Origin of the sequence: Flavobacterium sp. N502536 (genome assembly GCF_025947345.1) — a bacterium.
Classification (GTDB): domain Bacteria; phylum Bacteroidota; class Bacteroidia; order Flavobacteriales; family Flavobacteriaceae; genus Flavobacterium.
Window position 1 is genome coordinate 1236075 of record NZ_CP110011.1, and the last position, 26005, is coordinate 1262079.

At 35.2% G+C, this 26005-nt stretch carries 20 protein-coding genes; all 20 read right to left on the minus strand.

The window, feature by feature from the left end; translation table 11 throughout:
- Positions 1–36: 36 nt before the first annotated feature.
- A complete protein-coding gene (gene queA / locus OLM61_RS05590) occupies positions 37–1086 on the minus strand; it encodes a tRNA preQ1(34) S-adenosylmethionine ribosyltransferase-isomerase QueA (protein ID WP_173965934.1) in 1050 nt (349 codons plus the stop codon).
- A gap of 332 nt (positions 1087–1418) precedes the next feature.
- Complete coding sequence (aroA, locus tag OLM61_RS05595) at positions 1419–2642, minus strand: 3-phosphoshikimate 1-carboxyvinyltransferase (protein WP_264525437.1); 1224 nt, start codon at positions 2640–2642, stop codon at positions 1419–1421.
- Between the two features lie 79 nt (positions 2643–2721).
- Positions 2722–3048 carry a nucleotide pyrophosphohydrolase gene (locus OLM61_RS05600; protein ID WP_012022600.1) on the minus strand — a complete coding sequence of 109 codons (327 nt, stop codon included), beginning with the start codon at positions 3046–3048 and terminating at the stop codon, positions 2722–2724.
- A 2-nt stretch (positions 3049–3050) separates the two neighbouring features.
- Positions 3051–5042, minus strand: coding sequence for a DUF3857 domain-containing protein (locus tag OLM61_RS05605; protein WP_264525438.1), 1992 nt, complete (start codon positions 5040–5042; stop codon positions 3051–3053).
- Between the two features lie 2 nt (positions 5043–5044).
- Complete coding sequence (locus OLM61_RS05610; protein ID WP_264525439.1) at positions 5045–7057, minus strand: DUF3857 domain-containing protein; 2013 nt, start codon at positions 7055–7057, stop codon at positions 5045–5047.
- Between the two features lie 4 nt (positions 7058–7061).
- Positions 7062–8969 (minus strand): DUF3857 domain-containing protein, encoded by a 1908-nt coding sequence (locus tag OLM61_RS05615; protein ID WP_264525440.1) that lies wholly within the window; start codon positions 8967–8969, stop codon positions 7062–7064.
- A 65-nt stretch (positions 8970–9034) separates the two neighbouring features.
- Positions 9035–9487, minus strand: coding sequence for a D-aminoacyl-tRNA deacylase (gene dtd / locus OLM61_RS05620; RefSeq protein WP_264525441.1), 453 nt, complete (start codon positions 9485–9487; stop codon positions 9035–9037).
- A 72-nt stretch (positions 9488–9559) separates the two neighbouring features.
- Complete coding sequence (gene rsgA, locus OLM61_RS05625; protein WP_264525442.1) at positions 9560–10537, minus strand: ribosome small subunit-dependent GTPase A; 978 nt, start codon at positions 10535–10537, stop codon at positions 9560–9562.
- Between the two features lie 137 nt (positions 10538–10674).
- Positions 10675–13830, minus strand: coding sequence for a VIT domain-containing protein (locus OLM61_RS05630; protein ID WP_264525443.1), 3156 nt, complete (start codon positions 13828–13830; stop codon positions 10675–10677).
- A gap of 216 nt (positions 13831–14046) precedes the next feature.
- Entirely contained in the window at positions 14047–15129 is a 1083-nt protein-coding gene (locus OLM61_RS05635) for a bifunctional 3-deoxy-7-phosphoheptulonate synthase/chorismate mutase type II (RefSeq protein ID WP_264525444.1), read from the minus strand.
- A gap of 12 nt (positions 15130–15141) precedes the next feature.
- A complete protein-coding gene (locus OLM61_RS05640) occupies positions 15142–15999 on the minus strand; it encodes a prephenate dehydrogenase (protein WP_264525445.1) in 858 nt (285 codons plus the stop codon).
- Positions 16000–16028: 29 nt separating this feature from the next.
- Positions 16029–17114: a hypothetical protein gene (locus OLM61_RS05645; protein ID WP_264525446.1), complete on the minus strand. Its 1086-nt coding sequence runs from the start codon at positions 17112–17114 to the stop codon at positions 16029–16031.
- Positions 17115–17228: 114 nt separating this feature from the next.
- On the minus strand, positions 17229–18374 hold the full coding sequence (locus OLM61_RS05650) for a pyridoxal phosphate-dependent aminotransferase (protein WP_264525447.1): 1146 nt from the start codon (positions 18372–18374) through the stop codon (positions 17229–17231).
- Positions 18375–18450: 76 nt separating this feature from the next.
- Positions 18451–19278 (minus strand): prephenate dehydratase, encoded by an 828-nt coding sequence (locus OLM61_RS05655; RefSeq protein ID WP_264525448.1) that lies wholly within the window; start codon positions 19276–19278, stop codon positions 18451–18453.
- A gap of 521 nt (positions 19279–19799) precedes the next feature.
- A complete protein-coding gene (locus tag OLM61_RS05660; RefSeq protein WP_264525449.1) occupies positions 19800–20006 on the minus strand; it encodes an addiction module protein in 207 nt (68 codons plus the stop codon).
- 154 nt (positions 20007–20160) lie between these two features.
- Entirely contained in the window at positions 20161–21327 is a 1167-nt protein-coding gene (locus OLM61_RS05665; RefSeq protein ID WP_264525450.1) for a DUF1501 domain-containing protein, read from the minus strand.
- Positions 21328–21339: 12 nt separating this feature from the next.
- On the minus strand, positions 21340–22737 hold the full coding sequence (locus tag OLM61_RS05670; protein WP_264525451.1) for a DUF1800 domain-containing protein: 1398 nt from the start codon (positions 22735–22737) through the stop codon (positions 21340–21342).
- A 189-nt stretch (positions 22738–22926) separates the two neighbouring features.
- Positions 22927–23151 (minus strand): hypothetical protein, encoded by a 225-nt coding sequence (locus tag OLM61_RS05675; protein WP_264525452.1) that lies wholly within the window; start codon positions 23149–23151, stop codon positions 22927–22929.
- 5 nt (positions 23152–23156) lie between these two features.
- Positions 23157–23438 (minus strand): hypothetical protein, encoded by a 282-nt coding sequence (locus tag OLM61_RS05680; protein WP_264525453.1) that lies wholly within the window; start codon positions 23436–23438, stop codon positions 23157–23159.
- A gap of 154 nt (positions 23439–23592) precedes the next feature.
- Positions 23593–25986 carry a ribonucleoside-diphosphate reductase subunit alpha gene (locus OLM61_RS05685; protein ID WP_264525454.1) on the minus strand — a complete coding sequence of 798 codons (2394 nt, stop codon included), beginning with the start codon at positions 25984–25986 and terminating at the stop codon, positions 23593–23595.
- Between the last annotated feature and the right edge of the window lie 19 nt (positions 25987–26005).

Here is a 26005-nt window from a genome sequence, read left to right on the forward strand (position 1 = left end):
AAAACTTGTCGGGTCTGTTTATAAGATAAATTCTAATTAAAGAATTAACATCGCATCTCCGTAAGAATAGAATTTGTATTCTTCTTTGATTGCTTCTTCGTAAGCTCTTTTCATCAAATCGTGACCACAGAAAGCAGAAATCATCATTAATAATGTTGATTTTGGTGTGTGGAAGTTTGTAATCATACAGTTTGCAATACTAAAATCGTGAGGAGGAAAAATAAATTTATTCGTCCAGCCTTCGTAAGGATTTAAAGTATTTTGAGAAGAAACCGAACTTTCGATGGCACGCATTGAAGTTGTTCCAACAGCACAAATACGTTTTCTTCCTGCTTTTGCAGCATTTACGATATCGCAAGCTTCTTGTCTGATGATTAATTCCTCAGAATCCATTTTGTGTTTTGACAAATCTTCAACCTCAACCGGGTTAAAAGTTCCTAAACCTACGTGAAGTGTCACTTCAGCAAAGTTTACTCCTTTAATTTCTAATTTTTTCAAAAGGTGTTTTGAGAAGTGTAAACCAGCAGTTGGTGCCGCTACAGCTCCTTCTTCTTTTGCATAAATTGTTTGGTATCTTTCAGCATCTTCAGCAGTTACTTCTCTGTTGATGTATTTCGGAATTGGAGTTTCTCCAAGTTCTGTCAATTTATTTCTGAATTCTTCATAAGACCCATCGTATAAGAAACGTAAAGTTCTACCACGAGAAGTAGTATTGTCGATTACCTCAGCCACTAACGAATCGTCGTCACCAAAATAAAGTTTGTTACCAATTCTGATTTTACGTGCCGGATCAACCAAAACGTCCCAAAGACGTTGCTCTGAATTTAATTCTCTTAATAAGAAAACTTCAATTCTTGCTCCTGTTTTTTCTTTGTTTCCGTACAAACGAGCAGGGAAAACTTTAGTATTGTTAAGGATCAAAACGTCTCCGTCATCAAAATAATTGATAACATCTTTGAACATTTTGTGCTCTATAGTTTGTTTTTGACGATCGATTACCATTAAACGAGACTCATCTCTGTTTTCTGCTGGAAATTCCGCTAAAAGTTCTTTTGGTAAATTAAATTGAAAATGTGATAATTTCATATTGACATTGCTGATTTTAGAGTGTAGATTTTAGATTTTTTATCTAAAATTATAAATCGTGTGCAAATATACGATTGTGAGATAGGCGTTGTCAAGTGTTTTGCTGTTTATTTTCAAAAGTCGTTGGTTTACGGATACTTTGAGTTGCTTAAAAATGAAAGTTTTATCTTTTTTTTAACTATAGTGCAAATCAAAGTGACTTTAATCCCCGTTCCTGAAAAATCGGCACCAATTTTAATGGTCAAAACCAAAAAAATAATTGCACAAAAAAACCTCCGGTTTGAGCCGGAGGTTTTTCTATTTTGTTCAACTCTTAAAAGAACTTTTATTTTTTATAGTGTCTCAATTTCAAAGGCTAATGCTTTCAAATCATTCCAGAAATCAGGATACGATTTTGAAACTACTTCGGCATCCTCAATAATTATGGGCACTTTTAAAGCCAATGGTGCAAATGCCATCGCCATACGGTGATCGTTGTAAGTCGCAATTTTCACATTGTGTTTAATGTTTTCTGATGCCGTCAAAGTCAAACTGTCATTCGTTACTGAGATCTCAGCTCCTAATTTGGTAAGTTCCACTCGCAATGCTTCCAATCGGTCTGTTTCTTTTATTTTCAAAGTATGAAGACCTGTTAAATGACAGCCGATTCCTAATCCTAAACAAGTTACTACGATGGTCTGTGCGATATCTGGCGTATTGTTCAATTCAAAATTTACAGTTTCAAATTTAAAATTCTCCTGTTTTACCAGCGTCATTTTATTGTCCTGAAAAGTAGTTTTGACACCCAATTTTTCATAAAGTGATACTAATTCAGAATCCCCCTGTAAACTATTTTCTTTATAACTGCTTAAAGTTATCGAAGCGGTGTCAGCCAAGGCTACTAAACTAAAGAAGTACGAAGCCGAACTCCAGTCCGATTCCACTACCATTTCTTTAGAAGCTACTTGAGCTTTTGGATATACTTTAATCACATTTCCTTCAAAACTCGTTTGAATATCTAAATCGTTTAGCAAAGCCAAAGTCATTTTGATATAAGGAATGGAAGTAATCTCCCCTTCTAAAGTCAATTCAAGACCATTCTCCAATTTTGACGCCACTAATAAAAGTGCCGAAATATACTGACTGCTTACATTGGCGGCCAAAGTTACTTTTGAAGCGGTTACTTTTTTTCCTTTGATACGAATTGGAGGATACCCTGCTGCTTTTTCATAAGAGATTTCAACACCCAATTGTTCCAAAGCTTCTACCAAGATCTTTATCGGACGCTCCTGCATTCTGCTGGAACCTGTCATCACTACTTCTCTGCCTTCATTTACTGCAAAATAGGCCGTTAAAAAACGCATTGCCGTTCCTGCATGGTGAATGTCTATAATTTCATCATGACCAATCAGTGCTTTTTGCATGACCTCGCTGTCATCAGAGTTGGAAGTATTGGCCAAAGTAATATTTGGAAACAATGCTTTTAACAACAATAACCGGTTGGTTTCGCTTTTTGATCCTGTTACTGCAATTTGTCCTTGTAAATTATGTTGAGTTGTATGGAGTAGTAAATTCATTATAGGTAATTAAATGATGCGTTTTTGCAAATTTATTTTAAATAAAGGACACACCAAAACTTTGCTGTGACTTATCACATTATTTTAATTTATCGTTGTTTTTATGACGATCCTTATCGCGAACTGACTTTAAATCCATTTTTTTATCAAAAGCAGCTTGTAAATCTATTCCGGTTTGATTGGCCAGACAGAGCACTACAAAAACAACATCGGCCAATTCTTCGCCCAGGTCTTTATTTTTGTCGCTTTCTTTTTCTGATTGTTCTCCGTACCTGCGTGCAATAATACGAGCGACTTCACCTACTTCTTCTGTAAGCTGTGCCATATTAGTTAATTCATTAAAATAACGAACACCATGCTCTTTAATCCAGGTATCGACATCAAGTTGTGCATTTTTCAAATCCATAGTTATATTTTTTTAAGAACAATTTTTTCGTTTTGACTTAAGATCATTTTACTAAAAAAGTCTTTTAATCCGTTATAATGATCTACTGCAAAAATAGTATTGTTAATTTCTTTTGAACTACTTATTTGAACTTTGTTTCCGTCGTTAACAATATTTAAAGAATAAACAATCTCTTTATCTTCAGATGAAATTCTAACCGGCGTTGGCAATGATTCTACAACATAACCTTCTGGAATTTCTATACTTAAATTGAATTTTTCATGAGTTGGATACCCAAAACAAACCGGCATTTGACGCACTTCCTGATTAAACGGATTTTTTGTTCTGGTAAAAAATAACAAGGGATTTATAAAAATCTTACCTCCAATAATTTCAATTCTATTATCTGAAACTAAGGAAAAAGTTTCTATAACCGGCTCCGAAAAATTAGCTCTGCTGTTCTCAATTTTATAATCTGATATGCTCAAATCTCCTAATTGACTTTCCAATTTTTCAAGATAACTCTCTTCAGTTTTATTAGCATTTTCAATTCTAAATCGATAGGCTTCATAATCTGATCTTTGAATTCTGATTTTACCTTCGATTTTACCCTGATTGTCAATTTTAACCAAAATATTCGAAAAATATCTTGAAGCATTGGTTGGCACTAAATTTATTTCTTGTGAAGTTCCATCATCCTTAATCAATCTTCCTCGCCAGTTTAAAACATTTAAAGGCAAAATTCCCGGATAAGTAAATTTGTTGGTTGCATCTAAAAGGATTTGTTTCCCATCGATTTCAGCAGCGGCAATAACATAATTAAAACCTGTTCTTGTAGGATAAACCGGCACACCGTTTTCGGTTGTACTTATCAAAACAGGATTTACATCTATCCCTGCCAATTTCAACATATTAATTAAAATAAAATTGATCTCGGCTACATTTCCGGTTTGATCTGCATATGCTTTAACAATCCCTTTATCTGTATAATAATCATTTTTTTCATTCCAGTTCATTTTACTCTGAACAAATTTAAAAATGATATTCAGTCTTTCATTTGGCGACTCGACATTGGTTAGTAATCGTTTAACATCTTCTAATAAAAAGTTCTTTTCATTTAGTTCTTTCCCGAAGCTTTTATCTTTAAAAATTGTAGTCGTGACACCTTCCCATGTTAATGCATAATCTTTTACAGGTTGATCCGGATAACGTACTCTTTCTAACTCATGTTGAATGGAACCTCTATAATTATCAATATTATCTACATAAGGTTCATCTGTTAAAGCCGGAATATCCTTACCCACATAAAAAGCACTAATTTGATTGTACGAAAGCACGGCTGATCTATTATAATCATCATTAAAATTCTGACTTTCGTTTATAAATTTTGCCCCTCTTTCGACTTTATGATTTCCGATCAAAATAGGTTTATAAATATAATATTCCGGAATATCTGTTTTATACTCAAAATAAGATACCGGAATTTCATATTGAAAATCAAAATCGGGCAATCTGACAATATTTTCAGATTTGAGAATATATTTATATTCAATAATAGAACCCACTTTTACTTTGGGTAATGTTATCGTTTTTTCATTCCAAAATTGATTTACTTTTTTCTTGAAACTTCCTTGATTGTCTAGTTTTGTTTTTACAATCGATCCGTTTTCCAGATTATATGTTATAGCATTAGAAAACTCTAATTTATCATCGCCTAAACTTTCATAACCAATATAAAACCGAACCTTCTGATCAGCCCACTTTAATCCTTCTCTTTTGTAAATTTTAATTTTAAATTCATACACATGATTTGCTGTAAACCCTTTGTCTTTATTGTAGGTAAAAAAAGTTCGCGCTTTTTTAAACAAAATTGTCGCTGCTGCTGCTGTATCCTTTGGATTTGTTTTTTCTTTTAATTCAGCAATAGTTACTTTTCCAAGCTCATAATTTTGAGCTTTAACTTTTAAAACTCCAAAAAACAAAAGAAAAACTATTACTAATTTTTCAAACTTCATTTTTATATTCTTTTTAAAACAATTTTCTCCGTTTCTTTCGCAATCATTCCTTTGTAATATTCTTTTAACATTTCATATTGCTCCGTCGTAACGATTGCGGCATTGATTTGATGCTGAATGGTGATTTGTAAAAGATTATCGTTTGCAGCAATATTAAATTTAAAGCTGCCTAAATTATCTTCCATATTAAAAACTACAGGGGCAGGTACTGTTTCTGCTGTAAAACCTTCCGGAATTTGAAGTGTAATATTGTATTTATCCATAAATGGGAAACCAAAATCTACCGGATATTCTCTCACTTCCTGTTTAAATGGATTTTTGTCATTCGCAAAAAACAACATTGGACTTACATATATCTTTCCACCTATTACTTCACACAAATTACTTCCTGTGAAAGAATACGTTTCGATAATAGGTAATAAAATATCTTTTTCATTTGTTTTTGAATACTCACTGATTTCAATTTTGTTGTTTGAATTCTCCAGTTTTTCTAAGTATTCCTCTTCTTTCAGACCCGAGATATTAGCTCTGGTAATCATCGCATTGTAATCGGTACATTGTCTTCTGGTTTTTCCGGTGACCTTGCCTTCGGGATCAACACTAAAGTTCATAAAAACAATATCATTTGATGTTTTCTTCGGCATTAAATCTACCTCTTCAGACGTTCCGTCTTTACGAATCAGTCGACCGTACCAGTTTAAGGCCCTTAGCGGTAAAACACCCGGAGTCGAGAACTTATCAGAAGCATCTAATAAAATATTCCCTTCCGGAGTCTCCACTGCTGCGATTACATAATTAAAAGCAGTTCTGTTTGGAAAAAGTGAAATCCCGTTTGAACGCGTACTCACCAAAACAGGATTTGCGGTTAATCCCGCGTAGCGCAACATAGCGGTTAACATCAAATTAATGTCAGCAGTATTTCCCGTCTTTTCTTTGTAGGCCTTTTTAACTCCGTTTTCGGCGTAATACCCCACATAATCGTTCCATTTTACACTTCCTTTAACGTGATCCAAAACAGCTACGATTTTTTCGTCGGTTGTATTTTTTCCTTCCAGTTTCTTTTTCAAATCTTCTTCAAAATACCCTGTCTTATTTAATTCGGCACCAAAATCCTTGTAATCGTAAATCGTTTTCACAACTGCATTCCAATCCACCGAATACATTTTATACTCGGAACGCGGAAATTTAGTCATCGATAATTCATGCTGAATACTCGATGTATAATTATCAATATTGTTTACAAAAGCTTCCTCTTTCATAGCCGGAAAATCTTTCGCTACATAAATTGTTTTTACTTCGGTATAATCCAGTTTATCCGTAGAAAATGATGTCGAACTGTTCATCCATCCATTTCTTTCTTTACTCGTAAAAGTGATCGTCTTTAAATTTTTCTCTACGGTTACTTTAGGAAAAATATATCCTTTTTGTCTTGGATTAAACACATAATACTCCGGAATGTAGGTTGTAAACTCTGAATAATTTACAGGAACACTGGATTGAAAATCCCACTCCCTGATAATTCGATCGCTTGGACATCTTAAAACATAACGAAATTCAATAACAGTACCTTCTTTAACATTAGGCATTGTGATCTTTTTTTGCGCTCTGTATTTGTCGACTACTTCATCAAACACTCCATCGCTCTTTAGCTTTGTTTTTTCGATTTTCCCGCCAACTAAATTGTAGGTAACGGCATCACTAAATGCCACCTTTTCTCTAAAGTCATTCTCATTACGGTACCATACTTTTTGATTGGCCCAGTCGTATCCTTCTTTTTTATAAATTTTAATTCGGGTTTCGACCTCTGTTACCACAACAAAACCTTCCGTCTCGTCGTATTCAATTCGCGCTGTACCTTTTCGGTACAATATCGCTGCTGTGGCTGACGAATCTTTAGGATGTACTTTTTCTTCTAATTCGGCAACAGACACTTTTCCTAGTTTAAATTCTTGTGCTGTTACTTCCGAAACAAACAACAATGCAATAAACAAACTAAAAAATTTAATAAATTTCATTTGATTAATTCTTGGTTAATATAATTTTGGCGTTATCGTTTTTTGACACCTGCTCCATAAAAAGACGGTAGTCATCGTATTCTTTATTGGAATATTTCCCTTTATTCAAAAACAGCGAACGCTTGTACAGCAGTTTATTGTTTTCTTTTTTAATGATTTCGGTTTTATACGCTCCGAACTTTCCTTTTAATTCGAAATTTGAGGGTAAAAATTCAATCGTATAACCCGCAGGCAAATTAATTTCAATCTCATCAGCATCTAAATACCCACGTTGAATTTGAAATGGATTTTTTCTGTTTCGGATTCTTTTTACATTCGCAGAAGTCTGATTAAAGGCGTCTACAGCAAACATCATTTTGTTTCCCGTAATCGCAGCATAATTTGACGCGCTTAGCTGAACATCCTCGGTAAAACGTATCGTTTCTTTGTTATTGTTCAGCGTAATTTTACCCAATTTCAGATTGCTGATATTGTCCCAGTATTCTTTGTAGTGGGCTTCTTTTTCGGTTGGTGACAAATGCTCTGTCCTGACTCTTGAAGCATATTGAGAACCCTCTGAGTGTATGACAATAGCACCCGAAAAATGTCCATTTTCATCGATGGTATAACTTCCTTTTTCATTTTGGGTATTGCCTTCGTCTGCATATACTTTTGTTCGCACAATTTCTGCTCCTTCAGGTTTAATAACCAATACATCTCTATCATCTGTAAAAGTTCCCTGATACCCGAAAGGATCGTCCTGACTTGTACATTCTAACCAGGTATAATGATTTCCATTCGGAATCGATAAGATCATATGATTCCCCTGCATCGAAACAAAATCAGACTCAATGTTTGTTTTATAAGTATCTCCGTATAAAACGGTATTGTAAGACGGAACATCTACAGCTTGTAACAGTGCTTTGGTATAGTTGGTTAAAGCCTTACAGTCGCCATAACCTAAGCGGTCAACATCGGTAGCTAACATGGGTTTCCAACCACCAATCCCAACCTGAATACTCACGTATCTTGATTTTTTCTGTACAAAATCGTAAACCAGTTTTGCTTTTTTTATCGGATCTTTTTCATCCCCAACGATAGCTTTTATTTTAGCTTTGGTTTCCTCAGGTAAATCAGTGGTTCCGGAGAGTATCTTTTCAGAATACCATTTGCCAAATTCTGTCCAGTTTGTAGCCGTACCATCAACACCTTCCAAATGAAAATATTCTAATCCCATCATTGCTTTAGGGAAAAGATCTTTATAAGCCGGACTATAATCTTCTTGTTTTTGTGCTAAAATAGTACTTGCTGTATAAGAAAGCTGAGTACTACTGTCTGTTATTTTCTTTATATTGAATCCTGAAAATTGAAGTTCTTTCTTTTTAAATCCTAAATCAGCAGGATAGACAACATTGAGAACTGCTTTTTCAGTACTGGTATAAAATCCTTTTAAAGGCATCCAGCTTGGAATAAAAGCAGTTGAAGAAGTCTGAACCTCGCTATTAAATTCAACCGTAAAAGGATATGAAATCGGGGTATAATCTAAATATACAACCCGGCTGTCAGAAAACAGAGTACTTCCTCCAACAACACTCTGATCTTTAAAATCTTTTCTTTTAATTCTTTTGATTTCTTTACCAAGAGCGTCATAAATTGTTGCTTCAATACTTTTAACCGAAGTTGATTTATCGTAATATTCGTAAGCCTGTATTGCGCTGGCCCCTTTTTCGTTTAAAACGGTTACAACCCGATGATTTTTAGTAGTCATACTTCGTTGCGAAAGTATCGCTATATCGATCTGATCGAAACGAACTACCGCATTGGCATTTTCTTTAAGGCTATCGGCTATTGCAGCCACAGCATATTCGCTTTTTTGAGCGGAAGAAATAAGGGTAAACAGGCAAAAAAATAAGGTAAGAACCAGGCTTTTCATTTAGTCAGTAATTTCGTCAAATATATATTTTTTTTAGAAATTCTTAACATTCGTCTAATATTTTTTTAATCTCTGTTTTTACTGTCGATCAAAATGGTTACTGGCCCATCATTAAGGAGATTAACTTTCATATCGGCACCAAAAATTCCGGCCTGTACTTTTTTGTTGAATTCCTTTTCCAGAGATTGTAAAAAACGCTCATACATCGGGATGGCAAAGTCTGGTTTTGCAGCTTTTATATACGAAGGGCGGTTTCCTTTTTTGGTAGAAGCATGAAGCGTAAATTGGCTCACGACAATAATATCTCCATCGATATCCTGAACCGAGCAATTCATGACATCATTTTCGTCTGCAAAAATTCTCATCTTAATGATTTTCCCCACCAGCCAATCAATATCCTCCTGATTGTCGGCGTCTTCAATTCCGAGCAGAATTAATAAGCCTCTTTGAATATCGGCTACTTTTTGATGATCGACTGTTACTGATGCTTCCGAAACTCTTTGCAGAACTATTCTCATTTGAATTATGAATTATAAATTGTGTTGACAATATAACATTCTCATACATAATTAACAATTTATAATTAACAATTATTTCCTCAACTCATCACTTGCTTTTCGATCTTCGTCATAAGAATCGGTACGATAGTTTTCATCATCTCCTTCGAGTATTTTCAAATAACTATTGTAACGTGACCAGGCAATCTCATCACGCTCTAAAGCCGCTTTGATCGCGCAATGCGGTTCTTCTTTATGCAAACAGTTGTTAAATTTACATTGATCTTTTAGTCTGAAAAACTCGGGAAAATAACCGCTTATTTCAGAAGGTTCCATATCAACAATTCCGAACCCTTTAATTCCAGGTGTATCGATAATTTTTGCATTAAAAGACAAATCATACATTTCGGCAAAAGTGGTGGTATGCTGCCCTTGTTTGCTGGCCTCCGAAATGGTTTTGGTTTTAAGATGCAAAGAAGGTTCCATTGCATTTACCAAAGTCGATTTTCCCACACCCGAATGTCCGGAAAACATACTGACTTTGCCTATCATCATTTCTTTTAGCTCTTCAACACCTTTCATTTCTGTGGAAGAAACACGAAGGCATTGGTAACCTATTTGCTGATACACATATTGCATGTACAATTGATCTTCAAGTGTGGCTTCATCAAAAGTATCTATTTTATTAAAAACCAAAATGGTTTCGATATTATAGGCTTCGGCAGTAACCAAAAAACGATCAATAAAATTAAAGGTAGTGGGTGGATTATTGATCGTAATCAATAAAAAGACACGATCGATATTAGACGCGATAATATGCATTTGATGCGACAAATTAACCGATTTACGAACGATATAATTTTTTCTTTCGTGAATATTAAAAATCGTTCCGGTTACAGCATCTGAGGTTTCTTCCAGTTCATAATCGACAATATCACCTACAGCTATAGGATTAGTACTTTTAATACCTTTCATCCTAAACTTCCCTTTCATACGGCATTCTATAAAATCGCCATTTTCTGATTTTACAGTGTACCAACTTCCTGTAGATTTATATACGAGTCCTGTCATTCTTTAATTTTAGATTGCTGATTTTAGTTTTTAGATTACACTTTGAACTAAAAAATAAAAGGCAAAATTACGTTTTTAGAATTGAACAACGCAACTTCGCCTTTTAAAATTAAAGACTTACCCTTAATTTGAAAGATTTACCAGCTAATTTCGGCCAAAATCTCATTCTCTTTAACTTTTCCCAACTGAATCGTTTTTAAAGTTCGGGATGTTTTTCCAGCCTTAGTGGTATAAATTTCAACCATAATTGTGGCCGGACCATCCTCTGTTAGTTTCGTTTCTCCAAAATAATTGGTTTTAATCTGATACTTTCCTTTCACCGCATTTCGAATTAAATATTGTTCCGGACCATAACCTTGCGTGAAATCTTTAGAAAATCTTCCTCCAATTTGTGTTGAAGTGTGACTGTAATAACATTCCTCATTCGTTGGCTCGATAATATGAAGATCTAAATCGACATCCATTAAATTCCAGTTCATGATAATTCGGATATCCACCGGCATTTTCGCGAGGTATTTCTTGTCTAACTTGCCTGTTTTTATTCCTTTATGTTCTGTTGTCAAACGGTTAACATCCATTAAAATAATATCTTCCACACCTTCATACTGCCCGCTCATTTCCCCATAATAATTTACTTCCAGAGCTTTAATTAACTGATCAAAAGCTTCCTGATATTTTCCGGCATCTTCCAGTGCCAAAGCATAATCTCTCAAACTTTGTGGTTCATGAACACGCCATTTTGCCACCTGTTTTGCGGTAAACACAGCATCATCATAGTCCTTCCATTGGCGTAAGGTATAGGTAAGTGTTTTATAAAGCTGATGATTCTCTAAACCTAAATCGGCAATATTGCTAAGCACCAACAATGCTTTTTTAACGTCCCCCTGATTGTAAAAGAAATGGGCCACATCAAAATAAAAACTCGGGTTTCTTTCCTGTGCTTTTCTTAGTTCCAAATACAAATCGTACTGTTTTTCTTTTGGAGCTTTGGCTAAAGCTTTCAAATACAATCGGTCCGGATTCCAGATTTTGTCATCCTTTTTTAAATCACCTTCATAACCATTTGAAAAATTCAAACTTAAAGTATCGGTTACTGAATGATTAAGTCTTACTCCTCCTGTATTGGGTGCTTGCTGAATCGGAACTCCTTCTACTTTTCCTGCAAGTGTCTGTACCAAATTATTTGTAACTCCCGGCACAACTGATTCTCTTATTAAAACATCTTCAGAAATTACTTCACGCCCAACTTTTTTATCTTTGATTTCTTCTATTACTCTTTCAGACGCTCCTGCCACCACAGGCGTAACAAGTTTCATCTGATCTACTTTTGGCGCAGCTGGCGGAGAAGCAGAACTATATACAATGTTATCTTCCACAATTTCCACTGCCCGTCCTGCTCCAACGGGTTCGTCTACCGCTAAAACAGCATCAGGATCACCTTTAATTCTTTGATTTGCATTCTTCTTTTTGTATTTAGCAAAAGCCTGTAAACTCGTTTTAACATCTTTTTTCCACCAGCTATTTAGTCCGTCAAAATAACTTTCAATACTCTCCCAGTTACTTTTTTGTTGCGCCAAAGTACTATCGTGCTCCTGTTTTTTAATTCGGTCAAACTCGGCACGCAATTCAGCCGGTGGTATAATATCATAGGAAATGTAATCGCGGATATCTTCCAGAACAATCAGTGAAGTATTTTTCGTTATAATTCCGTATTTCTTACCCAGAAGTTCTATTTCGTCAACATTTTTTTCATATTCAAAATCAAGATTGGCTATTTTTTTCTGCGCCCAGAGCTTTTCAATATTTACATCATTGGTGTTCTGAATGGCAGCATCTAAAGTGATTTTTCGCTCTAATACCGCTTCATTATTATACCCAAATAACAAGGTAATTTCATTTTTTGGATTTAACGAAATCCCCGAAAAACTAAAATTTCCCGAAACCGAAGTTCCTTCTATCGGAAATAAATCGGTTACCGTTAAATTCTCTTTTATCCCCAAAAATTTCAAATTCGTATGCAGCAGTTTATCTAAGGCTTTATCAACATTAATCTGGTTTAAATTGATAAAATCACCAGCGGTCTGCATTGCCGAATAATTTAAAAAAGTAAAATCAGCCGAAACCGAAGAGGTAATGGTATAAATTGATTTTTTAGTTTTCGGCAGGACATTTTCACTCAAAGAAGATAATCCGTCTGTAAAAAACAAATATTCATCCTCACCGGCAAAACTGAGTTTCGAAAAACGGGTTCCTCCATCGTATTTTGTTTTTTCTAAAACGGCTTTCAAAGCCTCCCAATTTCCGTTGGAGACGATATACTCCTGTTGTTTTTCGAAAGTATAATTCAAAAAGTAAAGGGTAACTTTTGTGTTTTTTATTTTCTGGAAATAAGCATTTAACAAATCCAGTTCCTTTTTTAAATCTCTATTCTGACAGCTCAGTGAGTTATCCCAAATTAAACCAATCGAAGCCGGTGCTTTTTTCACTGTTCTATTGCCTTGTACAAAAGTGTTTCCATAAAAATAATGCTGCCCGCCAACATCTTGCATCAAAACATTTGGGATGCTTTGCTGTAAAGGGATTTTAAGAACTATTTTTTCTGCGGGCTGATAGTTTTCTTTTTTGATGGAAGCCTGAAAAGACTGCTCCCATTTTGAAAAAGTAATTTCATTTCCTGAATTCTCCGCAACAGTTGGGGCCGTTGCAGCTCCTAAAACCGCTACCTTAATTTCAAACTGATCTATTTTTTTCGGGAAACGGCTCATCAATTGATACGCCAGATTGTCTTTATCAAAAGCCGAAAGTTCTTCTTCGTAACCAATAATCACGGTACGTTCTCCATTTGGCAGCAACGGATAAATTCTGGTTCTAAAATTATTTCCTTCCACTTTCTCTAACAATCCCGGATCAACACGACGGTGTTCGATGGCTTCAAAAACCTGTTTGCCTTTATTTTTATTTACCGGAACTGCCTCACGCATTTTTCCGTTGATATCAATCGCATATCGGGAAACCGAAACATTTTCCGGCAACGGAAAAATAAGCTCCGCTTCCATCTGACGGGTTCCTGAATTAAAAAAGTGCATCTCGGCCGTGGTATAGGCAATGTTTCCGACCACTTTTACATTGACGAAAAGTTTATTCATTCTCACTTTTTCGGCATCCTCTCCTTTAACGGTTAGTTCCGGACTTTGTGCTAAAGCTTTTGTTCCAATAAACAGGAAGAAAAAAAACAACACATTCAGATTCATTCGAAAAAAGCCCGACGCAGACGAAAACAATTTTGACTTCATGACACAAAAATTTAGGTTTATAATAGTATAGAGCACAAAAAACTTCAAAAGGTTGGGAAGGTACTATATATTTCAAAAAAAAATCTCCAAAGCCCGAAAGCAAAGGAGATTTAATGTAAAAAAAACAATCTATTTTTAAAATGATGACCTAATAAAGTACAGAGTAGTCTTTAAAAAACTCCAATAACTTATATCACTTATATGTTTTAGAAAAAATTAAGCATTGAATACTTTTTCCTGGTGACCAATACTTTCCTGGTGAATTGCTTTGAACATTCTCAAAACAAACTCTTCAGTAAGTCCTTTTTTCTCTCCTTCTAAAATCATTTTCCCAAGGATTTCATTCCAACGGTTGTTTTGAAGAATTGCAACGTTTGCATCTTTTTTCACCTGCCCGATTTCATCCGCTACTTTCATACGTTTTCCTAGTAACTCTAATAAGTTAGCATCCAAAACGTCAATATTCGCTCTTAATTTTTTCATTTTTTGGTTGTACTCGTCTGTAGTATCATCCGTTTTTCTGATCGTCAAATCTTTAATGATCTGCTTCAAAGCATCCGGAGTCACTTGTTGAGCAGCATCAGACCAGGCGTTGTCCGGATCGTAATGCGTTTCGATAATCATACCGTCGTAATTCAAATCCAGAGCCTCTTGTGTTACTTCAAAAATCATGTTGCGATTTCCTGTAATATGTGACGGGTCGATGATTAATGGTAAACTAGGGAATTTATTTTGCAATTCGATCGCAATTTGCCATTCCGGAATGTTTCTGTATTTTGTTTTTTCGTAAGTCGAAAATCCTCTGTGAATTACTCCTAATTTCTCGATTCCAGCCATATGTAAACGTTCTACACCACCTAACCATAATGCTAAATCTGGGTTTACCGGGTTTTTAACCAAAACGATTTTATCAGTACCTTTCAAAGTATCAGCAATTTCCTGAACCGCAAAAGGGTTTGCAGTAGTACGGGCACCCACCCATAATACGTCGATATCATGCTCTAAAGCCAATTTACAGTGTGCTGCAGTTGCTACCTCAGTCCCCATCAATAAACCAGTTTCTTTTTTTGCTTTTTGCAACCATTTCAAACCAATTTCTCCAACACCTTCAAATCCTCCCGGACGCGTTCTTGGTTTCCAGATTCCCGCTCTGAATACGCTCACTTTTGAATCTTTCAATTCGTGTGCGATCTTCAATACCTGATCTTCTGTTTCTGCACTACATGGTCCTGCAATCACAAGTGGGTGATTTAAATTGAAATCTTCTAACCACTTTCTCATTTCTTTTTTATTTTCCATCTTTTCTTTAGTTTATTTTTTAATTGTTAATCCGTTTAGTATCTCTTTAATTTTATTGGTGCTTTCCATTTCTTCAAAAATGGCACTGTAATCTTCTTCTTTTAACAAATCCCTAAACCGACTGAGATTTGAAATGTATGCTTCTAACGTTTCCAAAACATACTCCTTATTCTGCTCAAAAATTGGCGTCCACATTGCCGGTGAACTCTTGGCCAAACGAACGGTACTCTCAAATCCGCTTCCCGCCATATCAAAAATATCCTGTTCGTCTTTTTCCTTATTCATTACCGTTTTCCCAAGCATAAACGAACTAATGTGCGACAAATGCGAAACGTAAGCAATATGTTTGTCGTGTGAAACCGGATCCATATAACGTATCCTCATTCCTATTTCAGCGAAAAGCTTTAGAGCCTTCTCCTGCAGTTTAAAAGTGGTTTTTTCCACTTCGCAGATAATGTTTGTTTTTCCTTTAAACAAACCTCTAATCGCTGCCGAAGGTCCTGAAAACTCTGTCCCGGCGATTGGATGTGTGGCAATAAAATTCCGTCTCTTTGGGTGGCTTGCCACTGCATCACAGATTGGTTTTTTGGTCGATCCCACTTCAAAAACGATTGTTTTGTCGCCCACCAAATCCAGTACTTTAGGCAAAACCGCAAGTGCCACATCTACAGGAACCGAAACAATTACAAAATCAGCTCCCGCCAAATCTTCAAAATGTCCTTCCTGATCAATAACACCCAAATCAATTGCTTCCTGCAAGTGTTTTTCGTTACTGTCAATTCCAAAAATAAGAGCATTCGGATGTCGCTCCTTGATATCCAATACCATTGAACCTCCTATTAACCCTATTCCTATTACGTATACTTTCATATTTCTTTTTTATTAGAAGCTGTTTCCAGTTATTCACTTCTTATTATAAGACAAGCAGTATTCACCACCGAAAATTGTCCAGAAACCTCAGACCTCAATTTTACCCCCAATTTTACTTCTTTTTGAGGTAGTTCATTTAAAATTTCATTTGATTGTAAATTTTGCATGGCGCTCGGTAAATTATTGCTTCTAATTAAACTATTTGCTATTGCTTTACCATCTGTAATATTATAAAGTTCTACTAATGCATAATTATTAGAATTACCAACATAAGGACTCGCCTCAAAAACAACTGACTTTACATCTTTGAAATCCCTAATATTAAATCTGATCCCTTCCGAAACTGGATTAACGTATGCTGAATTTAAAGTATTCAAACTCACGCGAACTTCCACAAATACAATTCCTCCATTTCCATTACACACATATTTTGTAACTTGAACTTCTGAATTATCTAATATTTTATTATTATTTAAATCAATGCCCGATTCTATTTTTACTCCACCATTCCCACAAGTACCACCCTTAGCTTCATCTGTAATATTAACAAGACTGAGATTTCCATTTAAACCATTACATACGTATGTTTTGTATTTAACTTCGTTATCATCTAAGACCCCATCTTTATTTAAATCTAATCCATACTCAACTTTTAATCCTCCATTTCCACAATTACCACCTGAATTTTCATTAGTAGTTCTTGTTAAATTCGTATTTCCATCTGTTCCATTACAAACATATGCGGTAGAGGTTATTTCATTTTCTTCTAAAACGCCATTTTTGTTAATATCCAACCCAGAATTTATTTTTATCCCCCCATTTTCACAACTTACCCCTTTAGGCTCTTTGATCACGGTAGTTAAGCTGTTTTTTCCATTTATACCATTACAAACATATTTTGTATTTTGAACTTCATTACCATCCAATATCCCATTAAAATTATTATCTAATCCTGTTTCAATTTTTAATCCTCCATTTTCACAATTGATTCCTGGATTTTCAACTGACATATTTACTAAAGTGTTTACTCCGTTTGATCCTTGTGATCCCTCATCACCTTCACAGGCAATAAAAGAAATTGATATAATTAAATAAAGTAGGTGTATTCTTTTCATTTTTAGTTATTTTCTTTCTTAGTATTTATTTTATTAATTTAAAAAAAGCTTCGACTCCGCTCAGCCTGACAATCTGGATAAAAATCTTGATTCTTGATTCTAAAATCTTAATACTTAAAATCGATCTATCGCTTCTTGTACTTTTTCTTCTTTTACACACAACGAGAATCTGATATATCCTTCGCCATTACTTCCGAAGATGGTTCCCGGTGTGATAAAAATGTGTTTCTCGTACAATATTTCATCAATGAATTTCTCTGCTGATGCTATTCCGTCCGGCAATTTTGCCCAAACAAAAAGCCCAACTCCTGCTGCATAAACTTTGCAGCCTAATTTTTCTGCCAGTTTTTCTGTTAATTCTCTACGACGTCTGTAAATTTTGTTTTGATCTTCGAACCATGATTTATCGCAATTCAACGCAGCAACCGCACCTTTCTGAATTCCGTAGAACATTCCGCTGTCCATGTTGCTTTTTACCTTTAGAACCGCATCGATAATTTCAGGATTTCCTAAAACCATTCCAACTCTCCAGCCGGCCATGTTGAATGTTTTACTAAGCGAATTCAATTCTAAAGCCACTTCTTTTGCTCCTGCAACCTGCAGCAAACTCATTGGGTTATCATTCAAAACAAAACTATAAGGATTGTCGTTGACCAATAATATCTTGTGTTTTTTAGCAAAAGCAACCAGTTTTTCAAATAACGCTAAACTTCCTCTGGCTCCTGTTGGCATGTGAGGATATCCCAGCCACATAATTTTTACCTTCGAAAGATCCAATTTTTCTAAAGCTTCAAAATCCGGTTCCCAGGCATTTGCTTCTTTCAGATCATAATAAACCGGAACAGCTCCAACCAAATTAGTTACCGAAGTATAGGTTGGATAACCCGGATTCGGAATTAAAACGTGATCACCTTCATTTAAAAATGCCAATGAAATATGCATTATTCCTTCTTTCGATCCCATCAAAGGCAAGATCTCATTATTCGGATTCAGCGTAACACCAAACTGATTCTGATAAAAATCAGCCATTCCTTTTCTCAATTCCGGCAATCCCTGATAGCTCTGATAGCCATGTCCGTTTTCATCCAGAATCGCTGCGGCTACCGCTTCAATTACTGCTTTTGACGGACTCAAATCTGGGCTTCCGATTCCCATATTGATAATAGGTTTTCCTTCAGATTGTAGCTGACGCACTTCTCTTAATTTTGAGGAGAAGTAGTATTCTTCAACTGTATCTAATCGTTTTGCTGTTGTTATCATTTTTAATTTGCTTTAGGCTCTTTTAACTTTCTAATTTAATTGGAATTGGGAATTTCAAAAATTGGAATTTCCTTTTTTATGGTTTTGTATTTTTATATTCTCCTAACACTTTAAAATATTCTGCCATAATGTTTAATAACGATTTGGCTTTTGCAAAATCTTCGTATTTCTCAAATGTTACATCTACGAAAAACGAATATTTCCAGGGTGTTTCAATTTTTGGAAGCGATTGAATTTTTGTCAAATTCAGTTTGCAGTCACTCATTACATTTAAAACGGCTGCCAGACTTCCTCTTTTGTGATCCAATTCAAATTTGATAGAGGCTCTGTTTATTTCATTTTCCGGCAGAAATGAATTCTGTTTTTTAATAATCACAAAGCGGGTCATATTGTTTTTAATGGTTTGGATTTCTGGAGCGATAATCTCTAAATCGTACATTTCAGAAGCCGTTCTACTGGCGATCGCTGCTATTCCTTTCAATTGATTTTCCTGAATTCTTCGGGCAGTTTCGGCGGTATCTTTGTCCTCAACCAACTTAATATTTGGATACTGTTTCAGGAAATCCATACATTGCAACAAGGCCATCGGATGGGAATGAACCTCTTTTATATCCTCAATTTTCTGACCTCTTAAAGTCATTAAGTTTTGATGAATATTCAAATAATGCTCTCCAATAATGTGAATATTATTCTTGTCAATCAAAGCATAATTCGGGATAATTGGCCCCGCAATCGAGTTTTCAATTGCCATTACTGCCTGATCTGATTTTCCTGAAAGCAGACTATCAATTAATTCTTCAAAAGACAAACATTCATCAATATCCACGTTTTCAGAGAAATACTCTTTCACTACCTGATGATGAAAAGATCCTTTAATACCTTGTATTGCAATTTTCGTTGTCATATATTCAAAAAAAAATCCTGATTTGCATCAGGATTGTATATTAGTTTTATTTGTTTTAAAATTTTTCTCAAATAACCATAGCACAATCCTCACTTCTACTAAAGAAGAAATAAAAAGAGTTGCTAAAATAAAAACGGTTATTAGTCATTTTGTTTGTGTTTTTCAATAAATACTCTGCGAATGTATAAATTATTTTTACCTCACCAAAAAAAATAATACATTTTATGAAACAAAAAAGGATTTCTTAACAAATTTATGATGTTTTGTACGATAATACAAAAATATCTGCTTAAAATGAGATATTTACAATTGCGTTTTTGAAAATTCTAAGTTTTATTTGTCACGAATTCACCAATTTTATTTAAAAGCCAAGATGATTTGATATAATTCGTGAATTCGTGGCTATTTCACCAGCCACCTCAAAACAATCCATAAAAGAGCCCTGTTCTTTGTTCTTCATACCAAAGAACAATATCTTCAACGTCAAATAATGCCTCTTTTATAAAATGAAGCCTGTACATTTATCTTATAGATTTCAAATGAGCTTTAACTTCTTCCCATGAGTACAGTTCTGTTTTCCCCTCTTCTAAGTTTTGTATACGAATGTCTAATTCCTTTTCAACCTCTTCAGAAATTTCCAGATCTTTTTTAGAAACACTATCCCATAATTGTTCTGCCAAAACTATCTTTTCAGCATTACTATATTTAGATAAATTTTTGATTTCCATATTTTTACTATTATTGGTTTTACAAATTTAATTAAAAAAACAGCATAAATCATTCTTAATCTGAATACCGTTTTGTCGCCACGAATTCACCAATTTTATTTAAAAGCCAGGATGATTTGAAACAATTCGTGAATTCGTGGCAACCTCGCAATCTTTAAAACAACCCTGAAACCGGTTTGTTCACAATCCCAATTTTAGTAGAATCGAAGTTCATTTTTTGCTGTAATAAGGAAGCATAAACACTTCTGAAATCAATTTCATATTTTAAATCTCCGTTATCCAGATTAGACAAATCAGGATTGTTACCTAAAATTGTTCCTTTATTACTTCCTCCAATTATAAACATTGGCGCTGCAGTTCCATGATCTGTACCGTTTCCGTTATCTTTTACACGCCTGCCAAATTCAGAAAACACTACAACGGTTACATTCTGAAGCAACTTCGACTGTTTCATATCCTGATAAAAACTATACAGAGCGTCATTCAAATCCATTAATTTCTTTTCGTGTATGGCCAGCTGATTGTCGTGAGTATCAAATCCGCCTAACGAAGTATAGTACACTTTTGAATTTAAGTTGCCTTTAATCAGTCTGCCAATCCATTCCAGATTCTTCGATAATTCTGTCTTTGGATAACTGATTTCCGATTTGGATTTCGCCAACGCTTTCTGAATTTCATCAGATCCTTCAGTAACCGAATTGGCTATTTTTCGAACAAAATCCAATTGTGGATTATCCGACAAGGTTACATTTTCTTCTCTATCCGATTTTACTTTAAACCGGTTTGGATCTTTTACCGTGATAAAATTAGGTTCATTTCCTTTCAAGGCCAGATTGTCTATCGAATCCAGATTTATTCCTGCCGTTGCCTGATGCCCGTTGCACTGTAAATCCAGATAACGTCCTAACCAGCCTTCGTTGTTATATTTATTAGAATCTGTAGCCGTTTGCCAAATTTCCTGGCTTCTAAAATGCGACCGGATGGGTTCGGGATATCCAACATTCTGAATTACGGTAAGATCGCCATTTTGCTGCATTTGAGCAAAATCTTTCAAAGCCGGATGAAACGCCATTCCTTTATTTTTTCCGACAACCGCATCTTTGTTCAACGCTATTTTAGTGCGTAAATCATAATACAGCGGATTGTCGTACGGAACAAAGGTATTCAAACCGTCATTTCCTCCATTTAACTGAACAAACACCACACATTGCTCGCCAACTATCAAATTAGGCTGCGAACCAAATGCATGTAAAAAATCAGGAAGCACCAGCAATCCGCCGGTAAGTGTTCCTGTAAGCGTTAGAAAATTTCTTCTGTTCATAATTACAGCTTTCTAAATTAATTGATATTCGGGCAGTTTGCTGATGTAATTAAAGAGTCGGATTACAGCAAAATTGGCATGTTCCTCCTTTGGATCAAAATCGTATTTAAGTAAATTCTCCATGTCTTTCTGCACCGAATCATTTACTTTAAATAATAACCTGTTGGACAGATCAGTGATGATCGTTTTGTTATTTCCGTTCGTATCAAAGTCAATTTTTACTTCCACTTTTTCAAATTCTGATTTTGGTTTTTCAGCTTCGGCAGTCATCGTATTCAAAACTTTTCGGGTAATACTTCTCCCGCTGCAAAGCAAATCGGCTGTATTGTTGCGCTGCAGGTAAATTTGAGAAGTGAGCCAGGAGTTGCCGCCGTCCCAACCTTTTACATTAACCTGGTTGTACAAATCCATTCCTTGCTGCTTCAGAAAGAACAAAATCATCCCATCGTCAAGATCATCGATATGCAATTCATCCAGTAGCTGCAAAATATAAACTAACGGATCTTTGATTTTCGTTCCTGAATTTTCTTTTTTATATTCTTCGGTAAAAATCTTAGTCAATAAAGGCTGAATTTCAAACTTCACCTTTCTAAAGTAATCCCCATAATAGGTCACCAAATTTTCGGGTGGATTGTCGTAAACAAACCATTCAAGGATTTTTCGGGTAATCAGATAGGGAATGTTTTTCTGTTCAAAAATAATATCGACCAGATCATCTGCTTTCCAGTTTCCGGTTTTACCAAAATAGATTTTATCGGTATCATCTTCGGCAAACTTCCTGTAGGCAGCTCTGTTGTCTCCATAATTCAGCCCTGCCAAAGCTCTTGCTCCGTTTTTAATATCACTTTCGGTGTAGTTTCCAATTCCGATGGTGAACAGTTCCAATAATTCGCGACTAAGGTTTTCGTTGTATTTCCCTTTTTTGTTGTCGACATTATCAAGGTACTTCACCATAGCATTCGACTTTAGGATTTGCTTGGTGAGTTCTTTAAAGTTTCCAAAAGCATGTTCCCGAAGAATCATATTGTGCTGGTAAATCCAGTAGTTGACTTTTACTTTCTGTGTGGTGGATACAAAATGATTGTGCCAGAAGCAAACCATGTTTTCACGTAACGGAAATTCGTCATTACGCATTTTGCCAATCCACCATTTTTTTAGTTCTACTGCCGAATAGATTTCTTTCTTGAGGACTTTCTTTTTTTCTTCTGAATCTGCAGTTTTAATCGATTCTCGAAGTTCTTTGAGTTCTAATAGTGTCTTGGGATCATCCTCTAAAAAAGCGGGGAGTTGTGTGTCAAATTTGGATTCATAGGAATGTTTTAGAAATTTTTCTAATCCCAATTTTTCAATTGCATCGGATTCTTTTCCGGAAAAACCCAATCGTAACGACCAAAGATTGCTTTTTTTCATAATTCAGAAATTATTACAATAAGACTTGACTTTCTATTAAAGGTTTAATGGAAGGTTCTGAGGTGTTTAGAATACTAAGTCCCTAAGACACTAAGGTGCTAAGGTGCTAAGGCTTTAAATCTTTGGTAATAATTTAAACGGGGAATTTTGGGGGATATTGTCGTCTTTAAAATTATGATTTTCTTTAATCTATTCCAGAATTTTACAATTTACACCGAGCCTATCAGCTTCAACTAAAAATTCTTGCGCAATAATTTGGTCTTCTATCTCAAGAATAATGCTATGATCATCCAACAGCATATCTACATTTCTTTTGCAAACTACCAAAGACATCCCTAACTTTTCATTCTGCAATTTACTGAGAGCTACTTTTTGAAGTCCTTCCCTCCAACTTTCTAAAATCACCTTTACCATAATTCCTAATTGAAGATTAAAAGCTCATCTACAAACTCCTTTTTTTCATCAACATATAAAATGTATCTACAATTACTAAATTCCTGTTCTTGCTGATAAAGACCTAATCGAATTTCGATACATGGAGTCGGAATGAAATCATGATCTAATAAAATCGAAATAGATTTTGGAGAAATCGTATTAAACTTAACATTCTCATATTCTTCGGCATCTATATTTTGAAAATATTTCAGAGCAAGCTTATACAACTCCTCTTTATCTTCAAGTGTTTTTTCTAATAAACTCATTTTTTTTCAATTTTAAGTTAACCCAGCTAGGATCTAAGCGGAAATCTTCTTGATTTTTTCTTTAAAAATAAACAATAAAAAAAAGCAGCTATCCTTACGATAACTGCTTTTATATTCTAGAAATCTGAAATCTCAGATCTACGATCTAAAATCATTAAGATCCACACATTTCACAATCTTCAGGATCTGCTGCTTGTGCTTTTAAAAGCATTGCTTTATAATCCTCAACGCTGATTGCTTCTGTTTCTGCAACTAATGTTGGAGCTGTTTCTTCTTTTTTATCATTGTTCAGTGTGAACTTAATCGCATCAACCGCCGATTTTGTTCTTAGGTAATACATTCCTGTTTTTAAACCTGACTGCCAAGCGTAGAAATGCATTGACGTTAGTTTAGAATAGTTAGCATCCTGCATGAACAAGTTCAACGATTGTGATTGGTCAATGAAGTAACCTCTTTGACGTGACATATCGATAATGTCTTTCATCGACATTTCCCAAACTGTTTTGTAAAGATCTTTCAGGTCTTGCGGAATAATATCAATATTTTGAACTGATCCGTTATGACGCATAATTTCCTGTTTCAAATCTTCGTTCCATAAACCAAGTTTTACCAGATCTTCCAGTAAGTGTTTGTTTACTACGATGAATTCTCCAGACAATACACGACGTGTATAAATATTTGAGGTGTACGGCTCAAAAGCTTCGTTGTTTCCAAGAATCTGTGAAGTCGAAGCAGTTGGCATTGGCGCAACCAATAATGAGTTACGAACTCCGTGCTCCATTACTTCTTTTCTTAAAGATGCCCAGTCCCAACGGCCTGATAATTCTTCATCTTTCAATCCCCACATATTGTATTGAAATTCTCCCTGAGACATTGGAGAACCCGCAAAAGTTGAATAAGGTCCTTCTTCTTTCGCCATTTCCATAGAAGCGGTTACGGCTGCGAAGTATAATGTTTCGAAAATTTCCTGATTTAATGCTTTTGCCTCATCACTTGTAAATGGCATACGCAACATGATAAAAGCATCTGCTAAACCTTGCACTCCTAATCCTACCGGACGGTGACGCAAGTTAGAATTTTCTGCTTCTTTAACCGGGTAGTAATTTCTGTCGATTACTTTGTTCAGGTTACGCGTTACACGTTTGGTAACATTGTAAAGTGCTTCGTGATCGAATTTACCGTTATCAATAAACATTGGCAACGAAATAGACGCCAGGTTACAAACTGCAATTTCATCTTTAGAAGTGTACTCCATAATTTCAGTACACAAGTTAGACGAACGAATGGTTCCTAAGTTCTTGTGGTTTGATTTACGGTTTGCCGCATCTTTGTACAGCATATAAGGCGTTCCGGTTTCGATTTGTGATTCCAGGATTTTCTCCCATAATTCACGTGCACGAATCGTTTTTCTACCTTTTCCTCTAAATTCATAATCCAGATACAATGCTTCAAACTCTTCTCCATAAACATCATACAGACCAGGACATTCGTTAGGACACATTAACGTCCAAGTAGTATCTTCCTGTACACGTTTCATGAACAAATCTGAAGTCCACATTGCGAAGAATAAATCTCTCGCACGCATCTCTTCTTTTCCTGTATTTTTCTTTAAATCTAAGAAATCGAAAATATCAGCATGCCAGGTTTCGATGTAAATCGCAAAACTTCCTTTACGTTTTCCACCACCCTGATCTACATAACGAGCGGTATCGTTGAAAACTCTCAACATCGGAACAATTCCGTTTGAAGTTCCGTTTGTACCACGAATGTACGATCCGGTCGCACGAACGTTATGAATAGAAAGACCAATTCCTCCCGCTGATTGCGAGATTTTAGCCGTTTGTTTTAAAGTATCATAAATACCATCAATACTATCATCCTGCATGGCCAAAAGGAAACAGGAAGACATTTGAGGTTTTGGAGTTCCCGCATTGAACAACGTTGGTGTTGCATGCGTAAAGAACTTTTTAGACATTAAGTCGTACGTCTCAATTACCGATTTTAAATCGTCAAGGTGAATACCAACCGAAACACGCATCAACATATGTTGTGGTCTTTCGACGATTTTACCATTAATTTTTAGCAAATAAGAACGTTCTAAGGTTTTGAAACCAAAATAATCGTAATTAAAATCTCTTGTATAAATGATATGAGAATCAAGGAAAGCAGAGTTTTCCTGAATTACTTTAAATACTTCATCCGAAAGCAACGGAGCGTCTTGTCCGTTTCTTGGATTTACGTAATTGTACATATCCTTCATCGTTTCTGAGAACGATTTCTTAGTATTTGAATGTAGATTTGAAATTGCCACACGTGCTGCTAATTGTGCATAATCAGGATGCGCAATAGTCATAGAAGCCGCCGTTTCTGCCGCAAGATTATCTAATTCAGAAGTAGAAACCCCATCATACAATCCTTCGATAACTCTCATCGCTACCTTAACAGGATCTACAAGTTCATTTAAACCATAACACAATTTTTTGATTCTTTCTGTAATCTTATCAAACATTACCGGCTCTTTATGGCCATCTCTTTTTACTACATACATAAGCTTACTATTTTAGTTA

What these genes read in the sequence shown, in the direction of transcription:
- OLM61_RS05605 (WP_264525438.1), bottom strand. Translation starts at nt 5,042, where the DNA reads ATGAAGTTTGAAAAATTAGTAATAGTTTTTCTTTTGTTTTTTGGAGTT.
- OLM61_RS05610 (WP_264525439.1), bottom strand. Translation starts at nt 7,057, where the DNA reads ATGAAATTTATTAAATTTTTTAGTTTGTTTATTGCATTGTTGTTTGTT.
- OLM61_RS05635 (WP_264525444.1), bottom strand. Translation starts at nt 15,129, where the DNA reads ATGGAAAATAAAAAAGAAATGAGAAAGTGGTTAGAAGATTTCAATTTA.
- OLM61_RS05600 (WP_012022600.1), bottom strand. Translation starts at nt 3,048, where the DNA reads ATGGATTTGAAAAATGCACAACTTGATGTCGATACCTGGATTAAAGAG.
- OLM61_RS05650 (WP_264525447.1), bottom strand. Translation starts at nt 18,374, where the DNA reads ATGATAACAACAGCAAAACGATTAGATACAGTTGAAGAATACTACTTC.
- dtd (WP_264525441.1), bottom strand. Translation starts at nt 9,487, where the DNA reads ATGAGAATAGTTCTGCAAAGAGTTTCGGAAGCATCAGTAACAGTCGAT.
- OLM61_RS05615 (WP_264525440.1), bottom strand. Translation starts at nt 8,969, where the DNA reads ATGAAAAGCCTGGTTCTTACCTTATTTTTTTGCCTGTTTACCCTTATT.
- OLM61_RS05680 (WP_264525453.1), bottom strand. Translation starts at nt 23,438, where the DNA reads ATGAGTTTATTAGAAAAAACACTTGAAGATAAAGAGGAGTTGTATAAG.
- OLM61_RS05675 (WP_264525452.1), bottom strand. Translation starts at nt 23,151, where the DNA reads ATGGTAAAGGTGATTTTAGAAAGTTGGAGGGAAGGACTTCAAAAAGTA.
- queA (WP_173965934.1), bottom strand. Translation starts at nt 1,086, where the DNA reads ATGAAATTATCACATTTTCAATTTAATTTACCAAAAGAACTTTTAGCG.
- rsgA (WP_264525442.1), bottom strand. Translation starts at nt 10,537, where the DNA reads ATGACAGGACTCGTATATAAATCTACAGGAAGTTGGTACACTGTAAAA.
- OLM61_RS05645 (WP_264525446.1), bottom strand. Translation starts at nt 17,114, where the DNA reads ATGAAAAGAATACACCTACTTTATTTAATTATATCAATTTCTTTTATT.
- OLM61_RS05685 (WP_264525454.1), bottom strand. Translation starts at nt 25,986, where the DNA reads ATGTATGTAGTAAAAAGAGATGGCCATAAAGAGCCGGTAATGTTTGAT.
- OLM61_RS05665 (WP_264525450.1), bottom strand. Translation starts at nt 21,327, where the DNA reads ATGAACAGAAGAAATTTTCTAACGCTTACAGGAACACTTACCGGCGGA.
- OLM61_RS05655 (WP_264525448.1), bottom strand. Translation starts at nt 19,278, where the DNA reads ATGACAACGAAAATTGCAATACAAGGTATTAAAGGATCTTTTCATCAT.
- OLM61_RS05670 (WP_264525451.1), bottom strand. Translation starts at nt 22,737, where the DNA reads ATGAAAAAAAGCAATCTTTGGTCGTTACGATTGGGTTTTTCCGGAAAA.
- aroA (WP_264525437.1), bottom strand. Translation starts at nt 2,642, where the DNA reads ATGAATTTACTACTCCATACAACTCAACATAATTTACAAGGACAAATT.
- OLM61_RS05630 (WP_264525443.1), bottom strand. Translation starts at nt 13,830, where the DNA reads ATGAAGTCAAAATTGTTTTCGTCTGCGTCGGGCTTTTTTCGAATGAAT.
- OLM61_RS05660 (WP_264525449.1), bottom strand. Translation starts at nt 20,006, where the DNA reads ATGGAAATCAAAAATTTATCTAAATATAGTAATGCTGAAAAGATAGTT.
- OLM61_RS05640 (WP_264525445.1), bottom strand. Translation starts at nt 15,999, where the DNA reads ATGAAAGTATACGTAATAGGAATAGGGTTAATAGGAGGTTCAATGGTA.